The sequence below is a fragment of the Nonomuraea sp. NPDC049684 genome, from assembly GCF_044465345.1.
GTDB lineage: Bacteria > Actinomycetota > Actinomycetes > Streptosporangiales > Streptosporangiaceae > Nonomuraea.
Window position 1 is genome coordinate 1,039,221 of record NZ_JBITLO010000001.1, and the last position, 24,192, is coordinate 1,063,412.

Annotated in this window: 30 protein-coding genes; 13 read left to right on the plus strand and 17 right to left on the minus strand. The window is 72.3% G+C overall.

All coding sequences use genetic code 11. The features are described from left to right. Window positions 1-175 precede the first annotated feature (175 nt). Window positions 176-766 carry a helix-turn-helix domain-containing protein gene (locus ACIBST_RS04605; RefSeq protein WP_397169092.1) on the minus strand — a complete coding sequence of 197 codons (591 nt, stop codon included), beginning with the start codon at window positions 764-766 and terminating at the stop codon, window positions 176-178. A 73-nt stretch (window positions 767-839) separates the two neighbouring features. Here ACIBST_RS04605 and ACIBST_RS04610 point away from each other — a divergent pair, with 73 nt between their 5' ends. Further along, a complete protein-coding gene (locus ACIBST_RS04610) occupies window positions 840-2,003 on the plus strand; it encodes an MFS transporter (protein WP_397169093.1) in 1,164 nt (387 codons plus the stop codon). Window positions 2,004-2,047: 44 nt separating this feature from the next. Here the strand turns inward: ACIBST_RS04610 and ACIBST_RS04615 are convergent, their stop codons facing one another. Both ACIBST_RS04615 and ACIBST_RS04620 read right to left on the minus strand, forming a co-directional pair. Continuing rightward, a complete protein-coding gene (locus ACIBST_RS04615; protein ID WP_397169095.1) occupies window positions 2,048-2,530 on the minus strand; it encodes a hypothetical protein in 483 nt (160 codons plus the stop codon). Then, window positions 2,503-2,856 (minus strand): hypothetical protein, encoded by a 354-nt coding sequence (locus ACIBST_RS04620; protein WP_397169096.1) that lies wholly within the window; start codon window positions 2,854-2,856, stop codon window positions 2,503-2,505. Before ACIBST_RS04620 ends, ACIBST_RS04615 begins: the two co-directional genes overlap by 28 nt. 140 nt (window positions 2,857-2,996) lie before the next feature. On the opposite strand from ACIBST_RS04620, the gene ACIBST_RS04625 reads away from it, so the two are divergent. The 5 genes from ACIBST_RS04625 (at window position 2,997) to ACIBST_RS04645 (ending at window position 6,706) form a co-directional block, all read left to right on the plus strand. Further along, entirely contained in the window at window positions 2,997-3,152 is a 156-nt protein-coding gene (locus tag ACIBST_RS04625; protein ID WP_397169098.1) for a hypothetical protein, read from the plus strand. A gap of 26 nt (window positions 3,153-3,178) precedes the next feature. Then, complete coding sequence (locus ACIBST_RS04630; RefSeq protein ID WP_397169100.1) at window positions 3,179-4,591, plus strand: FAD-dependent oxidoreductase; 1,413 nt, start codon at window positions 3,179-3,181, stop codon at window positions 4,589-4,591. Between the two features lie 106 nt (window positions 4,592-4,697). Next, window positions 4,698-5,237, plus strand: coding sequence for an MFS transporter (locus tag ACIBST_RS04635; RefSeq protein WP_397169102.1), 540 nt, complete (start codon window positions 4,698-4,700; stop codon window positions 5,235-5,237). A gap of 27 nt (window positions 5,238-5,264) precedes the next feature. Then, window positions 5,265-5,651, plus strand: a complete 387-nt coding sequence (locus tag ACIBST_RS04640; protein WP_397169104.1) for a metalloregulator ArsR/SmtB family transcription factor — start codon at window positions 5,265-5,267, stop codon at window positions 5,649-5,651. Then, a complete protein-coding gene (locus ACIBST_RS04645) occupies window positions 5,648-6,706 on the plus strand; it encodes an ArsO family NAD(P)H-dependent flavin-containing monooxygenase (protein ID WP_397169106.1) in 1,059 nt (352 codons plus the stop codon). Before ACIBST_RS04640 ends, ACIBST_RS04645 begins: the two co-directional genes overlap by 4 nt. Here ACIBST_RS04645 and ACIBST_RS04650 read toward each other — a convergent pair. Further along, window positions 6,690-7,109, minus strand: coding sequence for an ACT domain-containing protein (locus ACIBST_RS04650; RefSeq protein WP_397169108.1), 420 nt, complete (start codon window positions 7,107-7,109; stop codon window positions 6,690-6,692). The two genes, ACIBST_RS04645 and ACIBST_RS04650, sit on opposite strands and share 17 nt — an antisense overlap. 158 nt (window positions 7,110-7,267) lie before the next feature. Here ACIBST_RS04650 and ACIBST_RS04655 point away from each other — a divergent pair, with 158 nt between their 5' ends. Together ACIBST_RS04655 and ACIBST_RS04660 are read left to right on the plus strand one after the other, a co-directional pair. Then, window positions 7,268-7,525 carry a hypothetical protein gene (locus ACIBST_RS04655; RefSeq protein WP_397169109.1) on the plus strand — a complete coding sequence of 86 codons (258 nt, stop codon included), beginning with the start codon at window positions 7,268-7,270 and terminating at the stop codon, window positions 7,523-7,525. Window positions 7,526-7,533: 8 nt separating this feature from the next. Next, on the plus strand, window positions 7,534-8,754 hold the full coding sequence (locus ACIBST_RS04660) for a M28 family metallopeptidase (RefSeq protein WP_397169110.1): 1,221 nt from the start codon (window positions 7,534-7,536) through the stop codon (window positions 8,752-8,754). A 368-nt stretch (window positions 8,755-9,122) separates the two neighbouring features. On the opposite strand, the gene ACIBST_RS04665 is transcribed toward ACIBST_RS04660, so the two are convergent. From ACIBST_RS04665 to ACIBST_RS04710, 10 genes are all read right to left on the minus strand, one after another. After that, window positions 9,123-9,524 (minus strand): arsenate reductase ArsC, encoded by a 402-nt coding sequence (locus ACIBST_RS04665; RefSeq protein WP_397169112.1) that lies wholly within the window; start codon window positions 9,522-9,524, stop codon window positions 9,123-9,125. Then, on the minus strand, window positions 9,517-10,611 hold the full coding sequence (gene arsB / locus ACIBST_RS04670; RefSeq protein ID WP_397169114.1) for an ACR3 family arsenite efflux transporter: 1,095 nt from the start codon (window positions 10,609-10,611) through the stop codon (window positions 9,517-9,519). The genes ACIBST_RS04665 and arsB overlap by 8 nt, the downstream gene beginning before the upstream one ends. A 12-nt stretch (window positions 10,612-10,623) precedes the next feature. Beyond that, complete coding sequence (locus ACIBST_RS04675) at window positions 10,624-10,965, minus strand: ArsR/SmtB family transcription factor (protein ID WP_397169116.1); 342 nt, start codon at window positions 10,963-10,965, stop codon at window positions 10,624-10,626. 188 nt (window positions 10,966-11,153) lie between these two features. After that, window positions 11,154-12,398, minus strand: a complete 1,245-nt coding sequence (locus ACIBST_RS04680) for a GNAT family N-acetyltransferase (protein WP_397169117.1) — start codon at window positions 12,396-12,398, stop codon at window positions 11,154-11,156. Between the two features lie 12 nt (window positions 12,399-12,410). After that, on the minus strand, window positions 12,411-12,746 hold the full coding sequence (locus ACIBST_RS04685) for an ArsR/SmtB family transcription factor (protein ID WP_397169119.1): 336 nt from the start codon (window positions 12,744-12,746) through the stop codon (window positions 12,411-12,413). Between the two features lie 384 nt (window positions 12,747-13,130). After that, window positions 13,131-13,643, minus strand: a complete 513-nt coding sequence (locus tag ACIBST_RS04690; RefSeq protein WP_397169121.1) for a S26 family signal peptidase — start codon at window positions 13,641-13,643, stop codon at window positions 13,131-13,133. After that, window positions 13,640-15,466, minus strand: coding sequence for an ABC transporter ATP-binding protein (locus tag ACIBST_RS04695; RefSeq protein ID WP_397169122.1), 1,827 nt, complete (start codon window positions 15,464-15,466; stop codon window positions 13,640-13,642). Before ACIBST_RS04695 ends, ACIBST_RS04690 begins: the two co-directional genes overlap by 4 nt. Then, entirely contained in the window at window positions 15,463-15,999 is a 537-nt protein-coding gene (locus tag ACIBST_RS04700) for a TlpA family protein disulfide reductase (protein ID WP_397169124.1), read from the minus strand. Before ACIBST_RS04700 ends, ACIBST_RS04695 begins: the two co-directional genes overlap by 4 nt. A 22-nt stretch (window positions 16,000-16,021) precedes the next feature. Then, window positions 16,022-16,600, minus strand: coding sequence for a TlpA family protein disulfide reductase (locus ACIBST_RS04705; protein ID WP_397169126.1), 579 nt, complete (start codon window positions 16,598-16,600; stop codon window positions 16,022-16,024). 70 nt (window positions 16,601-16,670) lie between these two features. Continuing rightward, window positions 16,671-16,859 carry a hypothetical protein gene (locus ACIBST_RS04710; RefSeq protein WP_397169128.1) on the minus strand — a complete coding sequence of 63 codons (189 nt, stop codon included), beginning with the start codon at window positions 16,857-16,859 and terminating at the stop codon, window positions 16,671-16,673. Between the two features lie 328 nt (window positions 16,860-17,187). Between ACIBST_RS04710 and ACIBST_RS04715 the strand changes: the two genes are divergently transcribed. Both ACIBST_RS04715 and ACIBST_RS04720 read left to right on the plus strand, forming a co-directional pair. Further along, window positions 17,188-17,709, plus strand: a complete 522-nt coding sequence (locus tag ACIBST_RS04715) for a MauE/DoxX family redox-associated membrane protein (RefSeq protein WP_397169129.1) — start codon at window positions 17,188-17,190, stop codon at window positions 17,707-17,709. Between the two features lie 115 nt (window positions 17,710-17,824). Next, entirely contained in the window at window positions 17,825-18,169 is a 345-nt protein-coding gene (locus ACIBST_RS04720) for a hypothetical protein (RefSeq protein ID WP_397169131.1), read from the plus strand. Window positions 18,170-18,404: 235 nt separating this feature from the next. On the opposite strand, the gene ACIBST_RS04725 is transcribed toward ACIBST_RS04720, so the two are convergent. Continuing rightward, complete coding sequence (locus ACIBST_RS04725) at window positions 18,405-19,574, minus strand: alpha/beta hydrolase (RefSeq protein ID WP_397169132.1); 1,170 nt, start codon at window positions 19,572-19,574, stop codon at window positions 18,405-18,407. Between the two features lie 127 nt (window positions 19,575-19,701). Between ACIBST_RS04725 and ACIBST_RS04730 the strand changes: the two genes are divergently transcribed. Continuing rightward, window positions 19,702-20,583 (plus strand): LysR substrate-binding domain-containing protein, encoded by an 882-nt coding sequence (locus tag ACIBST_RS04730; RefSeq protein WP_397169426.1) that lies wholly within the window; start codon window positions 19,702-19,704, stop codon window positions 20,581-20,583. 151 nt (window positions 20,584-20,734) lie between these two features. Here ACIBST_RS04730 and ACIBST_RS04735 read toward each other — a convergent pair whose 3' ends face one another. Continuing rightward, entirely contained in the window at window positions 20,735-21,373 is a 639-nt protein-coding gene (locus ACIBST_RS04735; protein WP_397169133.1) for a CGNR zinc finger domain-containing protein, read from the minus strand. Window positions 21,374-21,444: 71 nt separating this feature from the next. Between ACIBST_RS04735 and ACIBST_RS04740 the strand changes: the two genes are divergently transcribed. Both ACIBST_RS04740 and ACIBST_RS04745 read left to right on the plus strand, forming a co-directional pair. Then, window positions 21,445-22,194 carry a metallophosphoesterase gene (locus ACIBST_RS04740; RefSeq protein WP_397169134.1) on the plus strand — a complete coding sequence of 250 codons (750 nt, stop codon included), beginning with the start codon at window positions 21,445-21,447 and terminating at the stop codon, window positions 22,192-22,194. Beyond that, the gene (locus ACIBST_RS04745) at window positions 22,191-22,808 is read left to right on the plus strand and encodes a LysE family translocator (RefSeq protein WP_397169135.1); all 618 of its coding nucleotides are present in this window, start codon (window positions 22,191-22,193) and stop codon (window positions 22,806-22,808) included. Before ACIBST_RS04740 ends, ACIBST_RS04745 begins: the two co-directional genes overlap by 4 nt. A 106-nt stretch (window positions 22,809-22,914) precedes the next feature. On the opposite strand, the gene ACIBST_RS04750 is transcribed toward ACIBST_RS04745, so the two are convergent. Further along, on the minus strand, window positions 22,915-24,138 hold the full coding sequence (locus tag ACIBST_RS04750; RefSeq protein WP_397169136.1) for an MFS transporter: 1,224 nt from the start codon (window positions 24,136-24,138) through the stop codon (window positions 22,915-22,917). Between the last annotated feature and the right edge of the window lie 54 nt (window positions 24,139-24,192).

A 24,192-nucleotide genomic window follows, 5' to 3' on the forward strand; every position in this document is an offset into this window, starting at 1 on the left:
CCGTGTCGTTGACCACGGTGGCCGCATCAGCGGCATCCCGGCCGTATGCGTCACCGCGATCGGCGCGCAGCGCGACCGCCCGCACGGCGCTGAGATCGAGGGCCACGGCGAACGCACCGTGGCCAGTGAATACGATCGAGCGCCGTAGCGGGGAGCCGCACGACAGACCGTTGCATCAGCCGGGGACGAGGCTCGCATATCGAGGGTCCCGGGCGCCGGCGTAGACGACGACCATCGTGAAGTGGGCCGGGTCTGCGCCTTGGCTGCTGTAGGCGTGCGGGCGGTCGCCTCGCATGCGGAGCGCGTCTCCCGCGGCGAGTTGGAAGAGCGCCCCGCCGACGGTGACCGCGACGCTGCCCGAGTGGAGCTGCAACAGTTCCCGGGTGCCGGGCGGATGCGCGGGCGTGGAGATCTTGTCACCGGCAGGCAGCCGGAACTCCCAGAGCTCGGTGAAAGGCGGCTGGCTGTCGTTGATCAGGAGCCTGGCGCGGCCTTCTGAACGAACGACGGCGTCGGCGGCACGGGAAACGCGGCCCAGCTCCTCCGGGGGCTCCACCAGCTCGCCGATCGAGACGCCGAGCGTGGCGCTGATCCGAGCGAGCGTCGCGATGCTGGGGTTGGTGCGCATGGTCTCGATCTGCTGGAGCATGCCGCGGCTGACGCCGGAACGCGTGGCCAGCTCTTCGAGCCGCCAGCCTCGGGCTTGACGTGCGGCGCGCAGGTTCGCGGCGAGGGTGTGGCCTACGGCCTCGGCTGGATCGGTCATGGCGCAATGCTGCCCTAGAGTGCAGAATAGTGCGACTATGACACAAGATACTGGCCGCACCGAGCGACGAGCGGTGCGGCGGCTGCTCGGCGCCAGCTTCGTGGACTTCCTTGGCTCAGGGCTCTTCCTGGCCTTCTCGGCCGTCTACTTCACCGGCGTGGTCGGGCTCCCCGCAGGCCAGGTCGGGCTGGGCATGAGCATCGCGGGTACCGCGGCCATAGCCACCGCGATACCGCTGGGTCGCGCGGCCGACCGCTACGGGGTCCGGCGGGCGCTGGTGCTGGTGCACGCCCTACGCGCTGCCGGAACCGCCGCTTACGCCGTCGTCGGTGATTGGTGGGGGTATCTCGTAGTCGTCACGATCATCACGGTCGCCGACCAGATCTCGACTGCACTGACCCAGGCGTACGTGGCGGAGATCGTCGAGGGAAGCAGCCGGGTAAGGGTGCTGGCCTCGTATCGGACCGTGATCAACCTGGCGATCAGCATCGGCGGTCCACTCGGCGGGCTGCTGGCCGGCACCGGGCTCTTCCGGACCATCATCCTGGCCAACGCGGCGGCCTATCTTCTGGTCACCGCGGCCTTCGCCACCCTGCCGCAACCGGTTCGAACCGAAGAGCCCGCCCCGGTCCGGCGCGGCTTGGGCGTGCTGCGTGACCTGCGGCTGCTCTCGCTGGCCTGTGTGGACGGCGTACTGCAGCTCTGGCAACCGATCCTCAACCTCGCCTTTCCGCTGTGGCTCGCCCGAGCGACCACAGTGCCGGACGGCTTACTCGGGGCGCTGTACGCCATCAACACAGTCCTCGCGCTCGGCTTCCAAGCTCTCATCGCACGCCACATCACAAGCCTCGGAGCGGCCCGGCGATCACAACCCATCGCCGCGGCATTCGCCGCCGCCGCCTGTCTGTTGTTCTGGTACGCGGCCCAGGCGATGCCCCTTGCACTGTTCTGTGCCGCGCTGGTGATGCTCACCGCGGCGGAACTGATCGCCGTCCCCGCGGCCTGGACGCTGTCGTACGCCTTCGCTCCCGATGACCGGAGAGGCGAGTACCTGGCGGCGTTCGGCATGGGTCGCTCGGTCAGCCGGTACGTCCTCGGCCCCGTCCTGATCACCGGCCTGCTCCAACTGGCGGGCGGTTGGACCTGGGGCGTCCTGGCGCTGCTGTTCGTCACCGCGGGCGTCCTCGCACCCCTGACCGTCAGGAACGCCGCTGCAACGCGGGCGGCCGCAAGCTGACCACTGCCTGCCCGGCACCAGCACCGCCGGAGGGGCCGGCTACTTCAGGTGCTTGTCGAAGAACGCGGCCGCGTAGTGGATCGCGGTCTCGCGCTGCTCGGCGGGCTTGAGCTGCCGGACGGTGCGGTCCCGTTGGTGCTCTCACCCCTGCCTCCGGGACGGTTGCGCTTCTCGACGGCGACATCGTCCGTCGCGAAGGCCGGCCCGATGCCGGGTGTCCAGATCGTGTTGAAGAAGTTGTGGTTGCCTCCGGGTACGTCGTGGTGTTCGGCGTCCGAGTCGCCCGAGGCCATCGTGGCGGCGACCTTGCCGTCCTCCCGCATGGCGTCGCAGGTTCCGGCGACCACGGCCAGCGGGACGCGGGTGATGCGTTCCTTGTCGGCGTTGATGCCGTTCATGGCGGGCGCGAGCGCCATGGTGGCCCGGACGTGCACGCCGGACGGGGGCGTGTGGCTGTCCAGGGCCTGAGCGATGACACCGCCACCGCCCCGTGAGTGTCCTAGCGTGCCGACCCGGTCCAGATCCACATGGCCGGCGAACTGCTTGAGCTCCCGCAGGGGGCCTCCCCGGCGGAGAGCTGCTCCCACATGTGAAGGTGCTTGTCCAGCAGGGCCGCGCGTGCGACGTGCCCCATGTCCTTCTCCTGTGCCTGGATGCCGTTGGCCGCCACCGACACCACGATGTAGCCCTTGTCGGCCAGGGTCTCGGCCAGGGAGGCGTAGCCCAGGTGGTTGTCGACCGGCTTGGCGTCCTTGGGGCGCGGCCGGCCCCGGCCGCGGACGAGCTTGCCACCCGCGGCCTGCGCGGCGTCGGCGCGGACGCCGCGCACGTGGCGGGGATGCTCGCCCGTCACCTGCGCGGCGCTCCCCGGCGCGCCGGGGAGCGATCCCGAGGCGGCCCGGGGTCTACGACCACAGCTTAATTTGACTTCCATCTAAGCAGTGCCGCATGATGACTCCTGCTTAGATGAACTTCTATCCAAAGGGGTGCGTGATGCGCGCTCTGTTCACCCGGCGCCGCCGCCCGCCCGTCGAGCGGCCCGGATTCACCGTCGACAAGGCCACCTCGCGGGTGTGCGACCTCGACTGCCGCGCCGATGCCGCCATCGAGCGCGCCCGCCTCTACGCCACGTTCCCGTCCTTCCGCTAGCCCACGCGCCCACCTGGAGTGCCGTCATGAGTGACAGTTGCTGTGGCACCGTTGCCGTCGAGATCGAGCAGTTCACCGCCCCTCAGCAGGCCGCCCCGGGGCTGAGCGGCCTGCCGGTCGTCGTGATCGGCGCCGGGCCGGTCGGACTGGCCGCCGCCGCCCACCTGGCCGAGCGCGGCATCGACTTCCTCCTCCTGGAAGCCGGTGACCGGGTCGCCGCCTCGGTCGCGCAATGGGGCCACGTGCGGGTGTTCAGCCCCTGGAAGTACGACATCGACGCCGCGGCCCACCGCCTGCTGGAGGCAGACGGCTGGAGCGAGCCCGACCCCGACTGGCTGCCGACCGGCGCCGAGCTGATCGACGACTACCTCGCCCCGCTGGCCAAGCTGTTCGGCGACAAGGTGCGCCTGGGCGCGAAGGTGAGTGCGATCAGCCGCCTGGGCTACGACCGCGTGCGCACGACAGGCCGCGAGCAGGCGCCGTTCCTCATCCGCCTGGCCGACGGCACCGAGTTGCGGGCGCGAGCGATCGTCGACGCCTCCGGCACGTACACCAGCCCGAACGTGCTCGGCGCGAGCGGCCTGCCCGCCCATGGCGAGGGGGAGGTGGTCGTCGACCACGCCCTGCCCGACGTGCTCGGCGCCGACCGCGACCGCTACGAGGGCAAGCGCGTACTGGTCGTGGGGGCTGGCCACTCGGCCGCCACCACCTTGCTCGCGCTGGCCGAACTGCCGGCCACGCCGATCACCTGGGCGATCCGCGCCGGCAGCGCCACCCGCACCTACGGCGGCGGCGACGCCGACGCCCTCCCGGCCCGCGGCGCGCTCGGCACCCGGCTGCGCGCCCACGTCGAATCCGGCCGCATCCAGTTGCTGACCGGCTTCTTCACCCACCGCGTCCACGCCACCGGCCAGGGCATCGAGGTGATCAGCCGCGACCCCTCCGGCCACGAGCAGCACGTCACCGTGGACCGCATCGTGTCGGCCACCGGCTACCGCCCCGACCACTCCATCGCCTCCGAACTCCGGCTCGACCTCGACCCGGTGCTCGGCTCCACCCGCGCCCTGGCCCCGCTGATCGACCCCAATCAGCGCTCCTGCGGCACCGTCCCCGCCCACGGCGTCGACGAACTCGCCCACCCCGAGCCCGGCTACTACGCCGTCGGCGTCAAGAGCTACGGCCGCGCGCCGACGTTCCTCATGGCCACCGGTCACGAGCAGGTCCGCTCGGTCGTGGCCGCGATCGCCGGGGACTGGGAGGCGGCCCGCGACGTTCAGCTCGACCTGCCCGAGACCGGCGTGTGCTCCTCCAACCTGGCCGAGGCCCAGGAGCAGCGCGTGGGCCTGGCCACCGGCATCAGCGGCGGCCTGCTGACGGCCCCGCTCCCCCTCGTCACCGTCGCAGCTCCGGCGGAGTCCGGCGGCAGTTGCTGCGGCTGAACGGAAGCCCCCGATGTCCGACGGCCACCCCACCGCCGCCCAGAAGGAAGCCCCGCACCTCATCTGCGACCACGACTGAGGGCCGCGAGCTGATCGCCTGTCCAGCATGAGTTCCCCCGCCGGGACCGCCGCCCTTGACCAGCAGGGCGGCGGTCCGCCGCGTTCCGGACGTGGGATCGTCGCCGCGCTGGCCGTGACCCAGACCATCGGTTACGGCGTGCTCTACTACGCCTTCTCGGTCTTCCTCGTCCCGATGGCCGACGACCTGCACGCCACCGACGCCCAGGTCGCCACCGCGCTCACCGTGTCCGTGCTGATCACCGCTGTCTGCGCCCCGCTCGCCGGGCGGCGGCTGGACGCCCACGGCGGGCGCGCCCTGATGACGCTCGGTTCGCTGCTCGGCGCCGGGGCGGTGCCGGCCTGGTCGCAGGTCACCGCGCTGTGGCAGCTCCACCTCGTCGTCGCCGCCATCGGCATCGCCTGCTCGATGGTGCTGTACGAGGCCGCCTTCACCGTCATCATCGCCTGGTACGGGGCCGACGCGCGAGGCCGTGCGCGAGGCATCCTGGCGCTGACCATCGTCGCCGCCGCGATCCGTACGCTGCAAGGCGTTCGCGCTGGTCGCATACCACCGCCTATAATTTAGACCGGCATCGAATTAAGGAGTCGCGTCATGGCAGCCCCCGTCACCGCCCAGTGCTGTGCGCCGATCGCCCGCGAGCCGCTCGGCGAGGCCGAGGCCGCCGAGCTGGCCACCCTGCTCAAGGCCGTGGCCGACCCGGTGCGGCTGCGTCTGCTGTCGCTGATCGGCTCCCACGCCGGCGGCGAGGCGTGCGTGTGCGACCTGACCGGCGTCTTCGACCTGACCGCCCCCACCATCTCCCACCACCTGAAGGTGCTGCGCACCGCCGGGCTGATCGACGGCGAACGCCGCGGCACCTGGGTCTACTACCGGATCATCCCCGAGGTGGTGAACAAGCTGGGCGCGCTGTTCGCGCCGCTCGCCGCCCCGGCCGAGGCGCAGGACGGCCCGGTGGACGCGGAACTCCTCACCGTATGACCGGCACGGCACGCCTGGCCGATGTCGTGATCGTCGGCGCCGGGCAGGCCGGGCTGGCGGCCGGCTACTACCTGCGGCGGGCGGGCGTCGACTTCGTCATCCTGGACGCCGGGCAGGCCCCGGGTGGCGCCTGGCGGCATGCGTGGCCGTCCCTGCGGCTGTTCTCGCCCGCGCAGTACAGCTCCCTGCACGGCCGGATGATGCCGATCCCGGCCGACGGCGGCTACCCGGACGCCGCCCACGTCGTCGCCTACCTCGCCGACTACGAGCAGCGTTACCGGCTGCCGATCGTCCGCCCCGCCGCGGTGCGGGCCGTAAGACGTGCCGGTGACCGTCTCGCCGTGGAGAGCGCCGCCGGCGCCTGGCACGCCCGGGTCGTCGTCAGCGCCACGGGCACCTGGTGGCGCCCCTACGTGCCGCACTATCCCGGCATCCGGTGCTTTCGCGGCGAGCAGTTGCACGCCGCCGGCTACCAAGGACCCGAACCCTTCCGTGGCCGCCGGGTGATGGTCGTGGGCGGCGGCAACTCCGCCGCGCAGATCCTCGCCGAGCTCTCCCAGGTCACCCAGACCACCTGGGCGACGCTGCGCCCGCCCCGGCTGCTGCCCGACGAGATCGACGGCCGTGCCCTGTTCGACCTGGCCACCCGCCGCCACCGGGCCGCCCTGGCCGGACAGAACGCCGACAGCATCGGCGACCTGGGCGACATCGTCGCCGTCCCGCCCGTGCGGGAGGCCCGCGACCGGGGCGTGCTCAAGGCCGAGCCCATGTTCTCCCGCATCACCCCCGACGGCGTGGCCTGGGACGACGGCAGCACGGCGGCGTGCGACGTGATCGTCTGGTGCACGGGCTTCCGCCCCGCCCTGGCCCACCTGGCCCCGCTACGGCTGCGCGGCCCCGGCGGCGTGATCCCCACCGACGGCACCCGTGTCCTGGCCGAACCGCGCCTGCACCTGCTCGGCTACGGCGACTGGACCGGCCCCGCCTCGGCCACCCTCATCGGCGCCGGCCGCACCGCCCGGCAGATGGCCGCGGAGATCACCGCCCAGCTCTAGCGCCGTGGCCGAAACGTTCACCGGCTTCGCCGCTCTGGCTCTCCACCTGGTGCCCCGCTTCCTCAAGGACGGCGATGGCCTGCTGTTTCCTCGGCGCGGGCACCAGAACCAGGTCGGCATGGAAGGTCGAGGCTACGAACACCGGGATCGCCGCCTCCGCCAGCGGCTTGACGATCGCGGACAGCATTCCGGGGATGTCCAGGCCATGTGCTGTGGCACCTCCGTAGAAGCCGATCCACTGCTCCGCCGCGTCCCCGCCTGTGGCCTCGCGGACCACGGTCAGCCCTTCTGGAGCACGGACGAGCACCAGCCAATCGTTCTCGGGCGTCCCTTCATGCGGCAGGTGCTCAACGGCGAATGCGGGAGACATGATGCGCAGATGCTGGGCGGTGGAGGCGTTCATGGGCATGTGTCTACCAGGCACCGGCACACCGGCATCGCCGCACCACCTTGCTTCGACTGACGTCTATCTTGACGAACGTCTAAACAGCGTGAGATCGTCATTCCTGATTCGACGTAGATCTAAGTATTGAGATCTCGCACCGCAGAAGGGAAACCACCATGACCACGAACCAGACCAGCGGCGGCTTCATCGGCGACCTGGCGGAGGCTTTCGCACCGCCCGCCGCCGGTGGCTGCTGCGGAGCCCCTGCCGCCACCTCCCCGGCCAGTGACACGGCCCGGCAGGCGGAGGTAGCCGCCACCGCCTGCTGCGGCAGCACGGCCGCCGCCCAGCAGGCCGCCCAGGACGGCTGCTGCGGTCAGGCCCCGGCCGCCGCCCCGGCCGCCGAGGCGGCTTCCACCGGCTGCTGCGGATGACCTCCACCATGCCGGACCTCCCTCAGGCGCCCGGCCTGGCCGCCGTCGTGGAGCGGGTGTCTGCGGCGCGGATGCTGGCCACGGTGCACGAGCTGGCCCGCGACCACTACGCAGGGCGACGCGTGGGCACGCCCGGAGGCCGCGCCGCCGCCGCGTGGCTCGCCGAGCGGCTGCGCGAGCTGGGCGCCGAGGTCGAGCTCGACCCCTTCCCCGTCGCCGACGTGCGGGAGCTGTATGCCACCCCGGTGCTCGAATGGAACGCAGGCGGCCAGGCGCTGCGCCTGGAGCACCGCCGGGACTTCGTCGAACACCTCGCGACCGCCGACTTGCCGGACCCGCGCACCGCACCGCTGGCCGCCGCGTCCGAGGCCGACCTGCGCGGCCGATGGGTGCTGGCCGAGACCGGAGACTGGGCGCGGGCGTGCGAACGAGCCGAGACGCAAGGCGCGGCCGGGGTGCTGACCGCGCGCGGCGTCGACGCCGAGGGGTGGATGCCCAAGATGATCGCCGGACCGGCCACCCGCGCCGTCCCGATCATCGCCCTGCGCGCCGACCTGCACGCCCGCCTGGCCGACGCGCTGGCCGCCGGCCCGGTGCAGGTGACGGGGTCGATGCCGCTCCGGCAGGTCACTGCGGACGGCCACAACGTCCACGCCCGCTTCCCCACCGGGACAGCGGGGACCGGGCCGCGGGTACTGCTGACCGCGCACTACGACGGCGTCGGCGACGATCCCGGCCAGCGCATGCCCGCAGCCGCCGACAACGCCTCCGGCGTGGCCGCCGTCCTGGAGGCCGCCCGCGTCCTGACGACTGCCCCGGCCATCCAGGCCGAGCTGTCGGTGGCCTTCCTGGACGCCGAGGAGACCGGGGCATGGGGCTCGGCCCACCACGCGCCCGCCCTGCCGTCCGACACACTGGTGATCAACCTCGACGGCGCCGCACACCTGCACCAGGCCGCCTCCGTCGAGGCGGGCGGACCCGCCCACGCCCTGCTGGCCGCCCTGGACCAGGCCGCCCGCCTGGTCGACGTGCCCTTGCGGGCCGGCGCGATGGCCTCCGACAACCGCCGCTACGCCGCCGCCGGCCTGGCCGCGATCGGCATCGGCATGGGCATGCCCGGCTACCAGACCCCCGCCGAAACCCCCGACCGCGTCCAGCCGGACACGCTCATGGCGGCGGCACGGCTGCTGGTCGCCGCGGTCGGGCTGTTGGCCGCCCAGCCCCTCTGATCAGATCGCGACGGCACCACCGGATCGGGTGGTGCTGCGCGGCCGATGATCGGACGGCTTGCTGGGTGAAGTGCTCAGCCAGGGCGGTCATGGTCAGGTCGTCGGGCAGCGTCTGGCCGCATCGGCTCCAGACGGTCACGCAAGGCGTGGAAACGACCTGCTCGGCCGCGAGCATCACCGTGCAGGCCGGATAGCAGCCCGCATTGTTGACGGCCCGCCTCAACCGCCCGGCGGCCTCGCTCGGACAGCGTCAGCGCGTGGGGATGGCCATCAGTCTGAGGACTTGAATACGGATCTGCATCCCGACGCAGTGGCCGGCCGATCGCCGTCCGTACCGGCCTGACGCGGGCAGCGGCCACCACCGTCGCTCATCGCAGCAGCTGGTTGAGCAGCTTCTCGATGCGTACGCGGATGTCGTCGCGGATCGTCCGGACGGCGTCGATGCCCTGCCCTGCCGGGTCGTCGAGCTTCCAGTCCTCGTACCGTTTGCCGGGGAAGATCGGGCAGGCGTCGCCGCAGCCCATGGTGATGACCACGTCCGATGCCTGGACCGCGTCGGTGGTGAGGATCTTGGGCCGGGCGGCGGTGAGGTCGATGCCGACCTCGGCCATGGCCTCGACGGCGACCGGGTTGACCTGCTCGGCCGGGGCGGAACCGGCCGAGCGGACCTCGACGCGGCCTGCGGCCAGGTGGGTGAGCCAGCCTGCGGCCATCTGGGAGCGTCCGGCGTTGTGCACGCACACGAACAGGACGCTGGGCTGGTCAGGCACGTACGGGCTCCTTGGTGAACAGGCGGCGGCCGGCCAGGCTGACGTAGACCAGGGCGACCAGGACGGGGACCTCGATGAGCGGGCCGACCACGCCGGCCAGGGCCTGGCCGGAGGTGACGCCGAAGACGCCGACCGCCACGGCGATGGCCAGCTCGAAGTTGTTGCCGGCGGCGGTGAAGGCCAGCGTGGTGGAACGCTCGTAGCCCAGGCCGATCAGCTTGCCGGCCAGGAACGACCCTCCCCACATGAGCGCGAAGTAGGCCAGCAGCGGCAGCGCGATCCGGGCCACGTCGCCGGGCCGGGAGGTGATGGTGCCGCCTTGCAGGGCGAACAGGATGACGATCGTGAACAGCAGCCCGTACAGGGCCAGCGGGCCGACCCGGGGCAGGAAACGCCTCTCGTACCAGTCCCGGCCGCGGGCGCGTTCGCCGAGCCGGCGGGACAGGTAGCCGGCGGCCAGCGGGATGCCGAGGAAGATGAGGACGTACTGGGCGATGTCCCAGGCCGAGACCTCCAGCGCGGCCTGCGCGAGGCCGAGCCAGCCGGGCAGCACCTGCAGGTAGAACCAGCCCAGCGCGCCGAACGCGACCACCTGGAAGACCGAGTTGAGCGCCACCAGGACGGCGGCGGCCTCACGGTCGCCGCAGGCCAGGTCGTTCCAGATGAGGACCATGGCGATGCACCGGGCGAGCCCGACGATGATCAGGCCGGTGCGGTACTCCGGCAGGTCGGGCAGGAAGGTCCAGGCCAGCGCGAACATGACGGCCGGGCCGAGCACCCAGTTCAGCACCAGGGAGGAGAGCAACAGTCGGCGGTCGCCGGTGACGGCCCCGAGGCGGTCGTAGCGGACCTTGGCCAGCACCGGGTACATCATCAGCAGCAGCCCGAGCGCGATCGGCAGCGAGATGTCGCCGATCTTCACCGCGTCCAGCGCGGTGTTCAGCCCCGGGACGAGCCGTCCGAGCAGCAGCCCGGCGGCCATGGCCGCGATGATCCACACCGGCAGGAACCGGTCGAGGGTGGACAGGCCGCCGATGACGCCCTGCGCGGGCTCGGCGACCGGCGAGGCCGGAGACGTGGAAGGCACTGTGCTGCCTTCTCAGACGGTCGCGGGCACGTCGAGCAGGGCCGACAGCTCGCCCAGCGTCTCGGGGACCAGCCGGTAGTACACCCAGGAGGCACGCCGCTCCGAGGTCAGCAGCCCGACCTCCTTGAGCACCTTCAGGTGGTGGCTGATGGTCGGCTGGGACAGCTCGAACGCGCCGGTGACGTCGCACACGCACACCTCGCCCCCGGCGCGGCTGGCCACGATGGACAGGATGCGCAGCCGCACGGGATCGCCCAGCGCCTTGAACACCCGCGCCACCCCGGCGGCCTGCTCGGCGTCGAGCGGCTCGCGCATCAGCCGCGGGCTGCACTCCAAGACCTCCAGAGGTTCCACATCTCCTCCATATAGACAGCCATCGAAATCGATTCCTCTCTATATTGACACATGTCAAACCCAGGGGGAGCCGGCAGGGCTTGTGTGTGATCCCGCGAAGGCGACAGGTGAAGCCAGAGGACACTGGGCACGACGGACGTAACCATCAGACGGCCCCCAAGTTCCCGGCCGCCGTCCCGAGCGGCGACTCAGGTCCCGGTCGAGATGCTGCGGCGCTCGATCAGCAGCACGTCGCGCCACACCCCGTGATGGCGGCCGACGCGTTCGCGGGTGCCCACGACGCGGAAGCCGAGCGCCTGGTGCAGGGCCAGGCTGGCGGCGTTCTCCGGGAAGACGCCCGACTGGATCGTCCAGACGCCGGCGTCCTCGGAGGCGGCGATGAACGCCGCCAGCAGCGCGCGGCCGATGCCGTGGGCCTGGCAGCCGGGGTGGACGTAGATGCTGTGCTCGACCACTCCGGCGTAGACCGGGCGGGACGAGACCGCCGAGGCGGCCACCCAGCCGAGCACCTCGCCGGAATCGCTGTCGGTCGCCACGTACCGCAGGTGCGGCAGCCGGCTCGCGGTGAACCCCTCCCAGCTGGGCGCGGTGGTCTCGAAGCTGGCCTGGCCGGTGTCCAGGCCGGCCTGGTAGATGGCCAGCACCTCGGGGGCGTCGCCCTCGCGCATCGGCCGGATCTCCAGACCGGGCCCGATGACGGGCTTGACGGCCTGGACGATGGCCGAGTGCACCCCGTCTCCGTGATCGGCCGTCAATGTGACGGAGACCTGGACGAAGCCGGCCGCGGCCAGCAGGTCCCGGTACTCCTGCACGGTGAGCGACCCGGCCGCGCAGCCGATGCGCTGTTCGGCCCGCTGCCGCGCCTGTTCGTCCAGCGCCTGTTCGTCCAGCGCCTGCGCGGTGACGACATCGCTCACGCCGAACCGGCCGCCGGGCCGCAGCACCCGGAACGCCTCGGCCAGCACGGCCGCCTTGTCGTCGGACAGGTTGATCACGCAGTTGGAGATGACCACGTCGACCGTGTGGCCGGGCAGCGGGATCGCCTCGATCGTGCCGTGCAGGAAGTGCACGTTGGACGCGCCCGCCTGTTCGGCGTTGCGCTGGGCCAGGTCCACCATGGCGGGGCCGGCGTCCAGGCCGAAGACGGTGCCGCGCGGGCCGACCCGGCGGGCGGACAGCAGCACGTCGATGCCGCCACCGGACCCGAGATCGAGCACCGTCTCACCGTGGCGCAGCTCGGCGACGGCGACCGGGTTGCCGCATCCCAGGCTGGCCCGCACCGCCCCTTCGGGCAGCACGGTCAGGTCGTCGTAGCCGGCCGCGCCGAAGCCGCCCTGCTCGAACGCCTCCTGCCCGCAGTCGGCGACCGTCCGCCCGGCGTCCGCGGCACGGGCCAGGGCCGAGTAACGGTCGATGATCTCGTCGTGCGCCATGGCGACGCTCCTTCACTCGCAGGTGGGCGCGGCCGGTACGGGCTTGCCCATGACCACGTCCGCGGCGGTGGGGAAACAGCTCACGCAGTTGTCGTTGATCCGGTACAGGCTGGACGTGCCCTGCCGCTCGACCAGCACGAACCGCACGTCGGACAGGATCTTCAGGTGGTGCGACACCGTGGACTGCCCCACCCCGGACGCGGCCACGATCTCGCCCACGCTCATCGGCGCGCGCCGCCGGGCCAGCAGCGACACGATCTGGATGCGGGTGGCGTCGGCCAGCGCCTTGAACCAGCTCGCGTACTCTTCGGCCGCCGCGCGCGGCAGCGGCTCCTTCATCTCATCCATCGTCAATCGACGATAGTAGATAAACAAGACGAGCGGAAGCCTGGCCTCCCGATTCCCGCAGGCATCGAACGGCGGGCGGCATGAGCGCCGCCCGGAAGATCACCACCCTGCGGTGGAGGTGTCAGCCTCGCCGACATTGCCGACACTGAGATCGGCACCGCGCTCGCCGGGCTGTGGGGCGTCGGCGCGCCGGCCCCCCTGTCCGAACGGTGTCCCCGTCCCGGCCCGCAGGGCCGCCGACATCTGCCCGCACACCGGCCGCGCCAGCCTCTGCTGCGACCGCGCCCGCGTCCTGCTGGAGAAGTACGCCGGGCTCGATCTGCACCAGCTGCGCCATTCCGCCGCGACCCACCTCGGCGGCCGAAGTACCGCTGCAGCTCATCATCAAAAACCGCCCGGACCAGGCGCTGTCGGCGGCGCCGGGCGGGCGTCGGGTGCCGGCGGGGCGTCCGGGCTCTCGACCTTGCGCAGCACCACGCCGAGCAGCCGGTCGGCGGTCAGGTAGCCGGTGCGGCGGGAGTCGAGCGAGCGTTGCGGGTTGTCGCCCAGCACGACGAGGTGGCCGTCCGGGACCCGCGTTCCCGGCGCGGTGCGGAGGGCGGGCACGGTCGCGCGGGGGATGGGGTCGCCGGGGACGGCCGCGAGCCGCTTGATCATCCAGCGTGCCTGCCCGTCCTCGGCCGCCTCCATGAGCCGGGCCAGGACGACGACCTGGCCGGTGCGCAGCCGCCGCGGCCCGGTCCTGCGCACCAGCACGCGCTCGCCGGGCCGGTAGGTGGGCAGCATGCTCTCCCCCTCCACGGTCACCACCACGTACGCGCGCCGCAGCCAGGCGAGCCCGAGCACGATCGCCCCGACCCCGGCGACCAGGCCGGCGACCAGGCCGGTGAGGATCATCCGGGCACCTCCACGTCGTCCCGGTAGCCGCTGGCCTGCCGGGTGAACAGCCGGGCGTACGTGCCGTCCAGGGCCATCAGCTCGCCGTGCGTGCCCAGCTCGGTCACCACGCCGTCGCCGAGCACCACGATGTCGTCGGCGTCGCGGATCGCGCCGAGCCGGTGGGAGACGACGACGCTGGTCCGTCCGGCCCGCAGGCGGGCGAGCTGCCGGTGGACCTCGTGCTCGGCCTCGGCGTCGAGGCCGGCGCTCGGCTCGTCCAGGATCATCAGGTCGGCGTCGCGCCGCAGGAAGGCCCTGGCCAGCGCCAGCCGCTGCCATTGCCCGCCGGACAGCAGCACGCCGTCCTCCTCCTCGTCCTGCTCGGGCGCGAACTCGCGGCTCAGCATCGTGTCGTAGCCGTGCGGCAGGGCGGCGAGGGCGTCGTGGACGCCGGCCTCGCGGGCGGCGCGCTCCAGGCGTTCCCGATCGTCCTCCGCGGTGAGGTCGCCCACGGCGATGTTGTCGGCCGCGGTCAGCTCGTAGGAGACGAAGTCCTGGAACACCGCCCCCATGCGGGCGCGCAACGTCTCGGGGGCCACGTCCCGGATGTCCACGCCGTCCCACAGGATCGAGCCGCGGGTCGGGTCGTAGAACCGGCACAGCAGCTTGACCAGCGTGCTCTTGCCGGCGCCGTTGCGCCCGACCAGCGCGACCGTGTGCCCGTACGGGAGGAACAGGTCGACGCCGCGCAGCACCCACGGATGGTCGTCGCTGTAGCGGAACCACACGTCGCGCAGCTCGACGCCGCGGCGCAGCGCCGGCAGCGGGACGGGCCGCGCGGGCGAGGGCAGCCCCGGGCCCGAGTCCAGGATCGTGACGTGGTGGTGGAAGGTCAGCAACTGCTCGTGGGCCATCGTCCCGGCCGAGACGGTGACGTTCAGCGCCGCCTGCACGCCCGCGACGGCCGCCACGAACATCGCGACGTCGCCCACGCTCAGCCGCCCCTGGCCGGCCGCCAGGATCGCCCACACCATGCCGGCCCCGGCGACCAGCGCCGACGCGCCCGCCAGGCCCGCCTGCATCGCGAACTCGCGCCGGTCCATGCTCCGGCGGGCCCTGATGGCGGTCCACGCCTCGCCCAGCATGCGCAGCCGCAGGAACGACCCGAGGTCGAACAGCCGGATCTCCTTGGCCGCGTCGGTCGTGGACATCAGGTGGGCGTAGAACATCTCCCGGCGCTCGGCCGGCCCGATGCGCCACATCATGTCCACCCGCTGGCGGGCCAGCCGCAGCTCGATCAGCAGCGCCGGGACCGCCGACAGCAGCACCAGCCCGGTGAAGGCCGGGCTGATCACCACCAGCGACCCGACGAACCCGGCGACGGTGATCACGCTGCTGGCCGTCGAGAGCGCGGTGTCCACCAGCCTGCCGGGGTTGCTGGCGCTCTGCTGGGCCATGCGCAGCCGGTTCAGGAAGGTCGGGCTCTCGAACCTGGCCAGCCCGGTGAACCCGCACACCGCGGTGAACAGCTCGGCCTTGGCCCGCACCGACACCTGCCGGTCGACCTCGGCCCGCAGGTACTGGGCCGCCTGCGCGGCGCCGGCCGCCAGCGTCGTGACGGCCGCGACGGCCACCGCCAGCCAGAGCAGCGAGGCGACCCGCCCGTTCGCGACGCCGTCCAGCACCGCCTTGGTCAGCCACGCGAGCACGACCGGGGTGACGCCGCTCACCAGCGTGACCGTGACGTACCCCAGGACGTACAGCGGCGCGGCCCGCCACACCAGCCCGACGCCCCGCACCGCGCACGCGGCCAGGACGCGCGGGCCCGGCCCGTCCGTCATGCCGCCGAGCCGGCCGGCAACTGGGCGACGCCGCGGATGCGCGCCAGGACGCCGCCTCCCGCGGCGACCTGGAAGAAGCTGGGGAAGGAGTCCACCTGGAACGCGCCGGTCACCGGCCCGCCGTCCGGCTCGACGACCACCTGGGCCACCGGCGAGAGCGTGCGGGCCAGCGGCTCGGCGTCCACGACCACGAGTACCCGCGAGCGGTCCTGCCGGGCCGCCCAGGAGGCCAGCTCGGGCAGCTCGGTCCGGCACCGGCCGCAGTCGGAGGACAGGAAGGCGACCACGGTGCCCTCGGGCAGCAGGTCGCGGGCGACGCGGTCGCCGTCGACCGTCCGCACGTCGAACGCGCCGGCCACCTCACCGGCCGCCAGCCCCTTCGCGCCGGGCCCGCCGCGCTGCTCGACGACCTCGTACAGGGCGTCGATCAGCTTGCCGTGCTCCTGCAGCCGCCGGGCCACCCCCAGCATCAGCACCAGGCCGGCCAGGCACAACGCGCACAATAGAATCGAGACGATCAGCAATGGGGTCACGGGTTCACCTCCGGTTCGACGTTCACGACGGGTTGCTCGCCGCCCGCTCGGCCCCTCGGCTCCCGGCGGTCTCGGGGAGCCGGGTGACGCTGCGGACGCGGGACAGGACCGTCCCGCCCGCGGCCACGTGGAAGACGGTCGGCACGGTCCGCGCCCCGAAGGCCTCGGCGACGTGCGCGTGGTCGCGCTCCACCACCACCCGCGCCACCGGGGAGAGCGCCGCGACCATCCGGGCGGGATCCCCGCCGCGGGCGTCCACGACCGCCAGGACCCGCGCCCGGTCCTGCCCGGCCGCCCAGGCGGTCAGCTCGGCCAGCTCCGCCCGGCAGCCCTCGCAGTCGGGCGACAGGAAGGCCACCACGCCGCCCTCCGGCAGCGAGTCCCGCGTCACGGGGGCCGCGTCCAGGTCCGTCGCGGAGAAGTCGCCGACCAGGTCGCCCGCGGCGGGGCCGTCGAGGTCGGGGGTGCCGGCGACGACCTCGTACAGGTCGTCGATGCGGGCGGTGTGCCTGCGCAGGCGCCGCAGCACCGCGAGCGCCAGCACCAGGTTCGTCAGGAAGAGAAGGCCGGCGAGAGCCGGCGCGGCGATTGCGTAGGACACTGTCCAACTCCCGGAGAGGGGCACGAACGAGGCGCCCGGCCGCCGGACGGCAGCCGGGCACCGGTCGGTCTCAGCACCACTGCCTGGCGCTCGAGTTGGTGATGCAGGAGCCGCAGTGCGAGGTGCCGTTCGGGTAGTAGCAGCAGTACTTCCAGTAGTCCGCCCTGCAACACTGGTAGTCGCAGTCGGTCGCCCGGGCGACGGTGTGCGGGGCGACCATCTCCAGCAGCCGGTCGGCCAATTTGGTCATGGCACGCATGAAGCCTTCCTTTCGGTCGGTGGCCTGGTGGCCGCAGCATGCTTCGCCCGCCTGAACGATTTCTCAATGCTTTCTCAACGGCCTCCCATCGGCCTCGCATCGCCCCAGGCAGAGCGCCGGTCCGCCGGATGCCGCGGCCCGGCCGGCCGATCCGGGGTGTTGCGCCGGGCGGGAATCTCCTGCAACATGCGGGCGGTAAGGGATCAACCGAAAGAATCCGTCCCTCTGGCCTTGGCGAGCCCGGCGCGGGCCGGGGACTCCACGACCGACGGGTCCCGGCCGCACTCCGGCCCGTCCTCCCCGTTGCCCGATTCGTGAGGTTGTGATCATGCAGTACGTCGACGTGGCATGCCGGCTGTTGCTGCTCACCGTGTTCGCGCTCGCGCTGGCGAGCAAGGTGACCAGCCGTACCGCCTGGAGAGAGTTCGTCGAGTCCGTCAGGGCGATGAGGGTCGCCCGAGGCGAGGCGGCCCGGCCGGTCGCCGTCGCGGCCGCCGTGGCGGAGGCCCTCGTGGTCGTCCTGGCCGCGATCCCGCTGCCGTGGGCGGGGACGGCGGCGTTCGTGCTGGCGGCCGGGTTGCTGGCCTGCCTCACGGTCGCCATCGTGCTGGTCGTCCGGCGCGGCGCCGCCGTGACGTGCCGCTGTTTCGGCGCCTCGACCACGCCCATGGGGGTGCCGCACGTGGTGCGCAACCTCGTTCTCCTCGCGGTCGCCCTGCTCGGGCTGGCCGGCGCGGCGGCCGCCCAGCCCGCCGACCTCGCGCTCGCCGCCATCGTCGGCGTCTTCGGCGCCGTCGCCGGGCTGCTCATGTCCCGCTGGGACGACCTCACCGCCCTGCTGCGCGGCTGACCGGGGTCAGAGGCGCAGCGTGCTCGCCGACGCGGGCGCACGGGCAGGCGACAGCAGCGATTCGCACCCTTTCAGCCACTAGGCGGGCCGCCGGCCTGCCCATATTTTGAGCGACATGAAGCAGCGTGGGCACGAGACACCCAGCACACGCCTCACGACCGGGCAACGCTGCATCGCAGCGGTGTGTCTGACCTTCGCGGCGGCAATGACCGTCGAGGGACTGCTGACGATCGCTGGAGTGATCCACGGAGTCAACGCTGCGGGCGAGGACCTCTCCACCCCTTGGAATGTGCTGATGGGGCTCTTCGCTGCGGCCCTCGGCATCTTTCTCACCATCAGCCTGGTGGACGACCTCCGGACCGGCAACTGGCAGGATTCGTCCTCTTCGGGCGAGAACCGCGGGGCCGATGAGGGCGACGATCCCCCGGTGGACGCCGACGATTTCGATGACGGCTGGTGAACGCCCACAGCGATGAAACGCCGAGCCCGCCGCGGCGCGGGAGAAGTCGAGCGCGTCGGCGGCGCGCAGCTCCTGCCAGATCAGAGCGCCGAACAGGGCGCAGACCGGCCGTCGCCGGTCGATCGAGGGCGGGCCGGCAGCGAGCATCACCTGACCACCGACGCCACCGGCACCCCCTTAAGCCGGCCTGCGCGCTCAGCTGCCGGCGGCGCCTCACTTCATCGCGTCAGGCGCTCTAAGGCTGCGGTGTCCGCTGCTGCGATCTCACCAGGGCGGTGAAGGCCTCGATGGCATCGACGAGCGCATCGAAGCGGACCGAGTGGTACAGGTCGAAGGCGTGGTTGCCGCCACGCAGCTCCGCGTAGACGACGGGAGAGGCCGACGTACGGCGGAGCTGGTCGGCGAAGTTCCTGGCCTCGGCCACGGGCACCAGCGGGTCCAGGTCGCCGTGGGCCACGAAGAACGGCGGCGCGTCCGCGGTGATGTGGGCCGGCGGCGAGGACTCGGGCCCCTGACCGAAGTAGGCGCCGTACCAGCCGTTCAGGTAGACGGCGCCGGTCACGGAGGTGTCGGCGTGCTCGAAGCCCGGCTGGTAGGCGGGGTCGTTGGGGGTGAGCGCGGCCATCGCCGCCATGTGCCCGCCCGCCGAGCTGCCCGCGACGAACAGCGTCGAGGGGTCGGCGCCGTACTCGTGGCCGTGCTCGCGCACCCAGGCGATGATCTTCTTGAGGTCGATCAGGTGGTCCGGGTGCTGGGCCCCAGGCCGTAGCCGGTAGTTGGCGCTGACGCACACCCACCCCTGGGAGGCGAGCCGGTAGAGCAACGGCAGCGACTGGCTGTTCTTGTGGCCCCCGGAGTAGCCGCCCCCGTGCACGTGGATCAGCACGGGCGCGCCGGACGGGCGTGAGCGGTGGTGGTAGAGGTCGAGCAGGTTGCGCCGGCCCGCGTCGCCGTACGAGAGATCGGCCACCCGGCGGACATCCGCGCGGCGCTTGTAGATGGGCAGGAACAGGATGCGGGCCCACGGCGGACGACGGCGCAGCCCGGCGGCGAGGTCGGCGGCGACGGCGGCGCGCCAGCCCGCGCCCAGGCCGGCGTCCATCGCGCGCCAGATCCTGGCCCGCTCCCCCAGGCCGCGGCAGGCGATGACCGAGAGCCCGATCGTGGTCACGGCGGCCAGGCCGACGACGGCCCAGCCGCCCGCCGTGTGGATGTCCCCCTCGGCGAACGCCAGCGCCGTCGGGGCCAGCAGCAGCCAGAAGAAGGCCGCGAACGGCAGTTCGTTGGCGGCCAGCCCGAAGAAGTAGCTCACCCGGCCGAGCGGACTCCACCCCGGCAGCGGCCGCAGCGCGAACAGCGTCCCGATCGCGACGAGCACCACGGGGATCAGATATCCGACGGGCACCGAGCCTCCAAATCAGCATTTCCTCCGAACGCGCCAAGCCTCTCCCACCCGGCCGCCCCGCATCTACGACGGATCCGATAACGTCCTTTAACCCTGGGATGAAGAATGCGGAGGCCCGCCCGTGGAGATGCGGGAGATCGAGATCTTCCTGACGCTGGCCGAGGAGCTGCACTTCAGCCGTACGGCCGAGCGGCTGGGCATCAGCCCTGCCCGCGTCAGTCAATCGATCAAGAAGCAGGAGCGGCGCGTCGGAGCTCCCCTGTTCGACCGCACCACCCGCGCGGTCCGCCTCTCCCCGCTGGGCGAGCAGCTGTACCAGGCGCTCAAGAGCGGCCACCGGCAGATCGTGCAAGGGATCGCGACCGCTCAGGCCACCGCCGACGGCACCGCGGGCACCCTGACCCTCGGCACGGTCGGCCCGCTCTCCACGCAGATCAAGGACGTTCTCGACCTGTTCCTCGCCCGCCACCCGAACGCCCGGCTCCAGCACCGCGAGATCCAGCCCGCCTCCCCTCTGGACCTGCTGAAGTCGGGCGAGGTGGACGTGGCGCACCTGTGGCTGCCGATCCGCGAGCCCGATCTGACCGTCGAACCGACCTCGTACGCCTCCGACGTGGTGTTGATGGTCTCCGCCGACCACCCCTACGCGGGACGGGACTCCATCTGCCTGGAGGACCTCGGCGACTGCACCGTGGTCGAGGGCCAGTCGATCCCCTCCTGCATGGAGGAGATCTTCAACCCCTGCCACACCCCCTCCGGCCGCCCAGTCCGCCGCGGCCCCAAGGTCACCACCTGGCAGGAGACCCTCAGCGCCGTCGCCTCGGGCCAGGCCACCGCCGGGGTCACCGCCGAGGCCGCGACCTTCTACCCGTGGCCCAGCCTCGCCTTCGTCCCGATCCGCGACGCCCCGCCGTGCCGGTGGGCCTTCGCCTGGCGTACGGCGAGCGAGACGCCACTCATCCGCGCCTTCGCCCGCGCAGCAGCCGACACCCGGCAACCGACTGAGTAGCACGCGTCCTGCGGTTCGAGTCGGCGGCGTTCCGGGCCTTGACGGCACCGGAGCACCAGGGCGGCGACCTACAGGGACTGGGCCGCGAACGCGTCCGCCCACACAACACCGAGAGCCGACGGGCGCCCAGCCCTCGGAAGATCCCGAGGGGTCAGGAGCCCGGCAGTTCTGGGGCGGGCGTGGCGTTGTGGCGCTGGTAGTGGCGTGCGGCCCGGGCGCGGTTGCCGCATGACGGCTTGCACCACTCCTGCCGCCCGTGACTCTTGAGGAAGTAGCGTACGCAGCGCGGCGCGTTGCAGGCCCGCAACTGCTCACGCTGCGGACCGCTCAGGAAATCGATGGCGGCCCGCGCCAGGGCTGCGATCAACTGGACGCGCGCGTCGCGCTCGGTCGACAACACCTCCGTACGGGGTGCTCCGCTCGTGGGCCAGTCGAGCTGCGGGACGATTGCTTCCCGGGCGGCAGCCGCGTTGACGTGCGCCAGCGCCTGGTCGACCGGCATCAGCCGGTGGGCGTCGGCCCGGCTCGGCGGCGCCGGGCTGACCGCACGCGCGAACAGCGCCCGCACGGACCGGCGGAGCTCGACGATCTCGCTCCTGAGCTCCTCGCCCACCGTGAGCTCCGCGACGTCGAGGCGGCCGGCCAGCAACTCGGCCTGCTGGCGGATCCAGCGGGTGGCGCCCTGCGCCGTTGCCAGGTCGTCGGCGACACCGCCGTCGCCGTCGTGGCGGATCGTGCTCGCCAGTTCCAGTGCCGGCCAGCGCTCCACTCGAACCTCCCGGTTGCTCACGGCCTCTTCCGTACTCTATGGTCCCTAACGCTAAATCTTATTTAACCATTAGACAGCTTGGGGATCGTACGATGACCTTGCTCTTGGCCCAGATCAGCGACCTGCACCTTGACGGCACCGACAGGGCGACCCGACGTGCCACCCACGTCATGGACTACCTGAAGGCGCTGCCCCGCCCGGTGGACGCCCTGCTGGTCACCGGCGACATCGCCGATCACGGCGAGGAGGCCGAGTACGAGCAGGCCGCCCGGATCCTGGCCGCCCCCTTCCCGGTGCTCACCTGCCCCGGCAACCACGACGTCCGCCCGGCCTACCGCAAGGCGCTGCTGCGAGAGCGATCCGCGCCCGGCCCCGTCAACCGGGTGCACCACGTCGCCGGCACCGCCGTCCTGATGTGCGACTCCACCATTCCCGGACGCGACGAGGGCCGGCTCGACGCCGAAACCCTCGCCTGGATGCACGCCACCCTCGACGGGCTCGCCCCGGACACGCCCGCGCTGATCGCCTTCCATCAGCCGCCCGTCGTGCTCCACCACCCGTTGCCCGACTCCGGGCGGCTGGAGGCGCCCGGCGACCTGGCCACGCTGCTCGACGCATATCCGCAGGTCGTCGCCGTGCTCACCGGCCACGCTCACACCGCGGCCGCTTCCACCTTCGCCGGTCGTCCCCTGATCGTCGCGCCGGCCGTCACCTGGACCCTGCGCCTGCCGTGGGAGGGCGACCAGCCCGCCGACCGCGACCAACCGCCCGGCCTCGCCTTCCACATCCTGGACGACGACCACCGCCTCACCACCCACTTCCGCGTCGTGCTCCAGGCATGACCCACACGTACGCGGTCGCTGCGTTCCTCCCGGCGATCCTGCCCATCATCGCCACTCCGGGCGCCAGCCTGACCCTGCTCATCCAGCACGTCACGGCCGGCGGTCACCGGCAGGCCCTCCCGATCATCCTCGGCACGGTCAGCGGCCTGTACGCCCACGCCACCCTGGCCATCGCCGGACTGTCGGCCCTGGTCATGCACTCCAGCCAGGCCTTCACCGTCGTCAAGCTCCTCGGGGCGGCCTACCTCGTCGGCCTCGGCCTGTGGACCTGGCGCTCCACCACCCTGCCCCCGCCTCCCAAGCTGACGGAGCAGCCGATGCGTACCGGCTCCGTCTACACCCAGGCGCTGCTCGCGAACGTACTCAACCCCAAGGCCGCCTCCATCTACCTGACCCTGGTCCCGCAGTTCATCGTGCCCGACCGTCCCCTCAACGGGCAGATCCTCACCCTGGCCACCGCCCATGCCCTACTGATGGCGGTGTGGCTGCTGACCTGGACGGCCCTTGTTCGCCAAGGGGCACACCTTCTGCACAGGGCCCGCTTCAGGCGTGCAGTCGGCAAGGTGACGGCGGTGGTGCTCGTCGTCCTCGGTGTCCGGGCCGCCACGACGTAGGCGCTGTCGCGCCCGACTGATCCCGGAAAGCGGCGTTGGGTGCCGATGGCACTGATCGCCAGGACGTTGCGTGCCGGGGCTGTTGCTCACAGCGGAGTCCTCGTTGTCACGTTGAAGGCGGACGGCACGGATCAGGCCGGGCTGAACGGCGACGGGCGATCATGATGAGCGGCGGCACCAGGACGGTCAGGACGCCGCCGATCCACAACACGCTCACCGGCCCGGCTGCGTCGACCGCCAGGCCGCCGGCGAAGGCGCCGAGGGCGATCGACAGGTTGAACGTCGAGACGTACAGGGAGGACGCGGCCTCGGTGGCGGTGGGGGCGGCGTCGAGGATCCAGGTCTGGAAGGTGACCGGGACGGCCCCGTACGCCAGCCCCCAGACGACCAGGATCGCGGCCGCGGACCAGACGTCGTGGCTGCCGATCGCGACGGCGACCATGGCGGCGGTGAGCAGCAGGCCGATGCCGCACACGGTCTGCCGCAGGCGCGTGGTGACCAGGGCACCGGCCAGGAAGTTGCCGCAGATGCCGGCGACGCCGAAGACGAGGAGCAGCACGCTGATCATGCCGTCGGGGACGCCGCCGTCCAGAAGGATGGGCCGCAGGAAGGTGTAGGCGGTGAAGTGCCCGGTGACGGCCAGGAAGGTCATGGCGATGCCGGTGCGAAGGGCGCGGTGGGTGCGCAGGACGCGCGGCAGGTCGGCGAACGTCAGGGTGCGCTGCGGCGCCACCTTCGGCATCACGATGACCATGCAGGCCAGCGAGATCAGGCCGAGCACGCCGACGGCGGCGAACGCGGTGCGCCAGCCGGCGAGGTCACCGGTCAGGGTGCCGGCGGGCACGCCGAGCACGGACGCGGTCTCGACGCCGCCGAAGACGACCGCGGTGGCGCGGGCGACGTGGCGTTCGGGCACCAGGCGCAGGGCGATGCCGCCGGCCAGGGACCAGAAGCCGCCGACGCTGATGCCGATCAGGAAGCGGGCCAGCAGGACGACGGCGAAGCCGGTGGCGAGGGCGGAGGCGAGGTTGGCCGCCCCCACGATGCCGATCAGCAGGGCCAGCACCAGGCGGCGGTCGATGCGGGCGGTGGCCACGGTGACCAGCGGCGCCGCGACGGCGGCGACCAGTCCGGGCACGGTGACCATGAGCGCGGTGGTGCCCTCGGAGAGGTCGAGGGCGGCGCCGATGGGGGTGAGCAGTCCGACGGGCAGCAGTTCGGACGTCATCAGGGCGAAGATGCCCAGCGTGACGGCGAGGATCGCGAGCCAGCCCCGGACCGGCGAGGGGTCCTGGGCCGCGTCCGGCGACCCGGCGTCGATGGCGGTCATGGGTGTGGGCCTTTCCGGATGTGGTCAGGGCGCGGGGGGGGGGGGGGGGGGCGC

Coding starts and splice junctions, on each gene's coding strand:
- ACIBST_RS04605 (WP_397169092.1), bottom strand. CDS start 766: ATGACCGATCCAGCCGAGGCCGTAGGCCACACCCTCGCCGCGAACCTG.
- ACIBST_RS04625 (WP_397169098.1), top strand. CDS start 2,997: ATGCGCGCTCTGTTCACCCGGCGCCGCCGCCCGCCCGTCGAGCGGCCC.
- ACIBST_RS04630 (WP_397169100.1), top strand. CDS start 3,179: ATGAGTGACAGTTGCTGTGGCACCGTTGCCGTCGAGATCGAGCAGTTC.
- ACIBST_RS04635 (WP_397169102.1), top strand. CDS start 4,698: ATGAGTTCCCCCGCCGGGACCGCCGCCCTTGACCAGCAGGGCGGCGGT.
- ACIBST_RS04640 (WP_397169104.1), top strand. CDS start 5,265: ATGGCAGCCCCCGTCACCGCCCAGTGCTGTGCGCCGATCGCCCGCGAG.
- ACIBST_RS04645 (WP_397169106.1), top strand. CDS start 5,648: ATGACCGGCACGGCACGCCTGGCCGATGTCGTGATCGTCGGCGCCGGG.
- ACIBST_RS04650 (WP_397169108.1), bottom strand. CDS start 7,109: ATGAACGCCTCCACCGCCCAGCATCTGCGCATCATGTCTCCCGCATTC.
- ACIBST_RS04655 (WP_397169109.1), top strand. CDS start 7,268: ATGACCACGAACCAGACCAGCGGCGGCTTCATCGGCGACCTGGCGGAG.
- ACIBST_RS04660 (WP_397169110.1), top strand. CDS start 7,534: ATGCCGGACCTCCCTCAGGCGCCCGGCCTGGCCGCCGTCGTGGAGCGG.
- ACIBST_RS04680 (WP_397169117.1), bottom strand. CDS start 12,398: ATGGCGCACGACGAGATCATCGACCGTTACTCGGCCCTGGCCCGTGCC.
- ACIBST_RS04685 (WP_397169119.1), bottom strand. CDS start 12,746: ATGGATGAGATGAAGGAGCCGCTGCCGCGCGCGGCGGCCGAAGAGTAC.
- ACIBST_RS04690 (WP_397169121.1), bottom strand. CDS start 13,643: ATGATCCTCACCGGCCTGGTCGCCGGCCTGGTCGCCGGGGTCGGGGCG.
- ACIBST_RS04695 (WP_397169122.1), bottom strand. CDS start 15,466: ATGACGGACGGGCCGGGCCCGCGCGTCCTGGCCGCGTGCGCGGTGCGG.
- ACIBST_RS04710 (WP_397169128.1), bottom strand. CDS start 16,859: ATGCGTGCCATGACCAAATTGGCCGACCGGCTGCTGGAGATGGTCGCC.
- ACIBST_RS04715 (WP_397169129.1), top strand. CDS start 17,188: ATGCAGTACGTCGACGTGGCATGCCGGCTGTTGCTGCTCACCGTGTTC.
- ACIBST_RS04720 (WP_397169131.1), top strand. CDS start 17,825: ATGAAGCAGCGTGGGCACGAGACACCCAGCACACGCCTCACGACCGGG.
- ACIBST_RS04730 (WP_397169426.1), top strand. CDS start 19,702: ATGCGGGAGATCGAGATCTTCCTGACGCTGGCCGAGGAGCTGCACTTC.
- ACIBST_RS04740 (WP_397169134.1), top strand. CDS start 21,445: ATGACCTTGCTCTTGGCCCAGATCAGCGACCTGCACCTTGACGGCACC.
- ACIBST_RS04745 (WP_397169135.1), top strand. CDS start 22,191: ATGACCCACACGTACGCGGTCGCTGCGTTCCTCCCGGCGATCCTGCCC.
- ACIBST_RS04750 (WP_397169136.1), bottom strand. CDS start 24,138: ATGACCGCCATCGACGCCGGGTCGCCGGACGCGGCCCAGGACCCCTCG.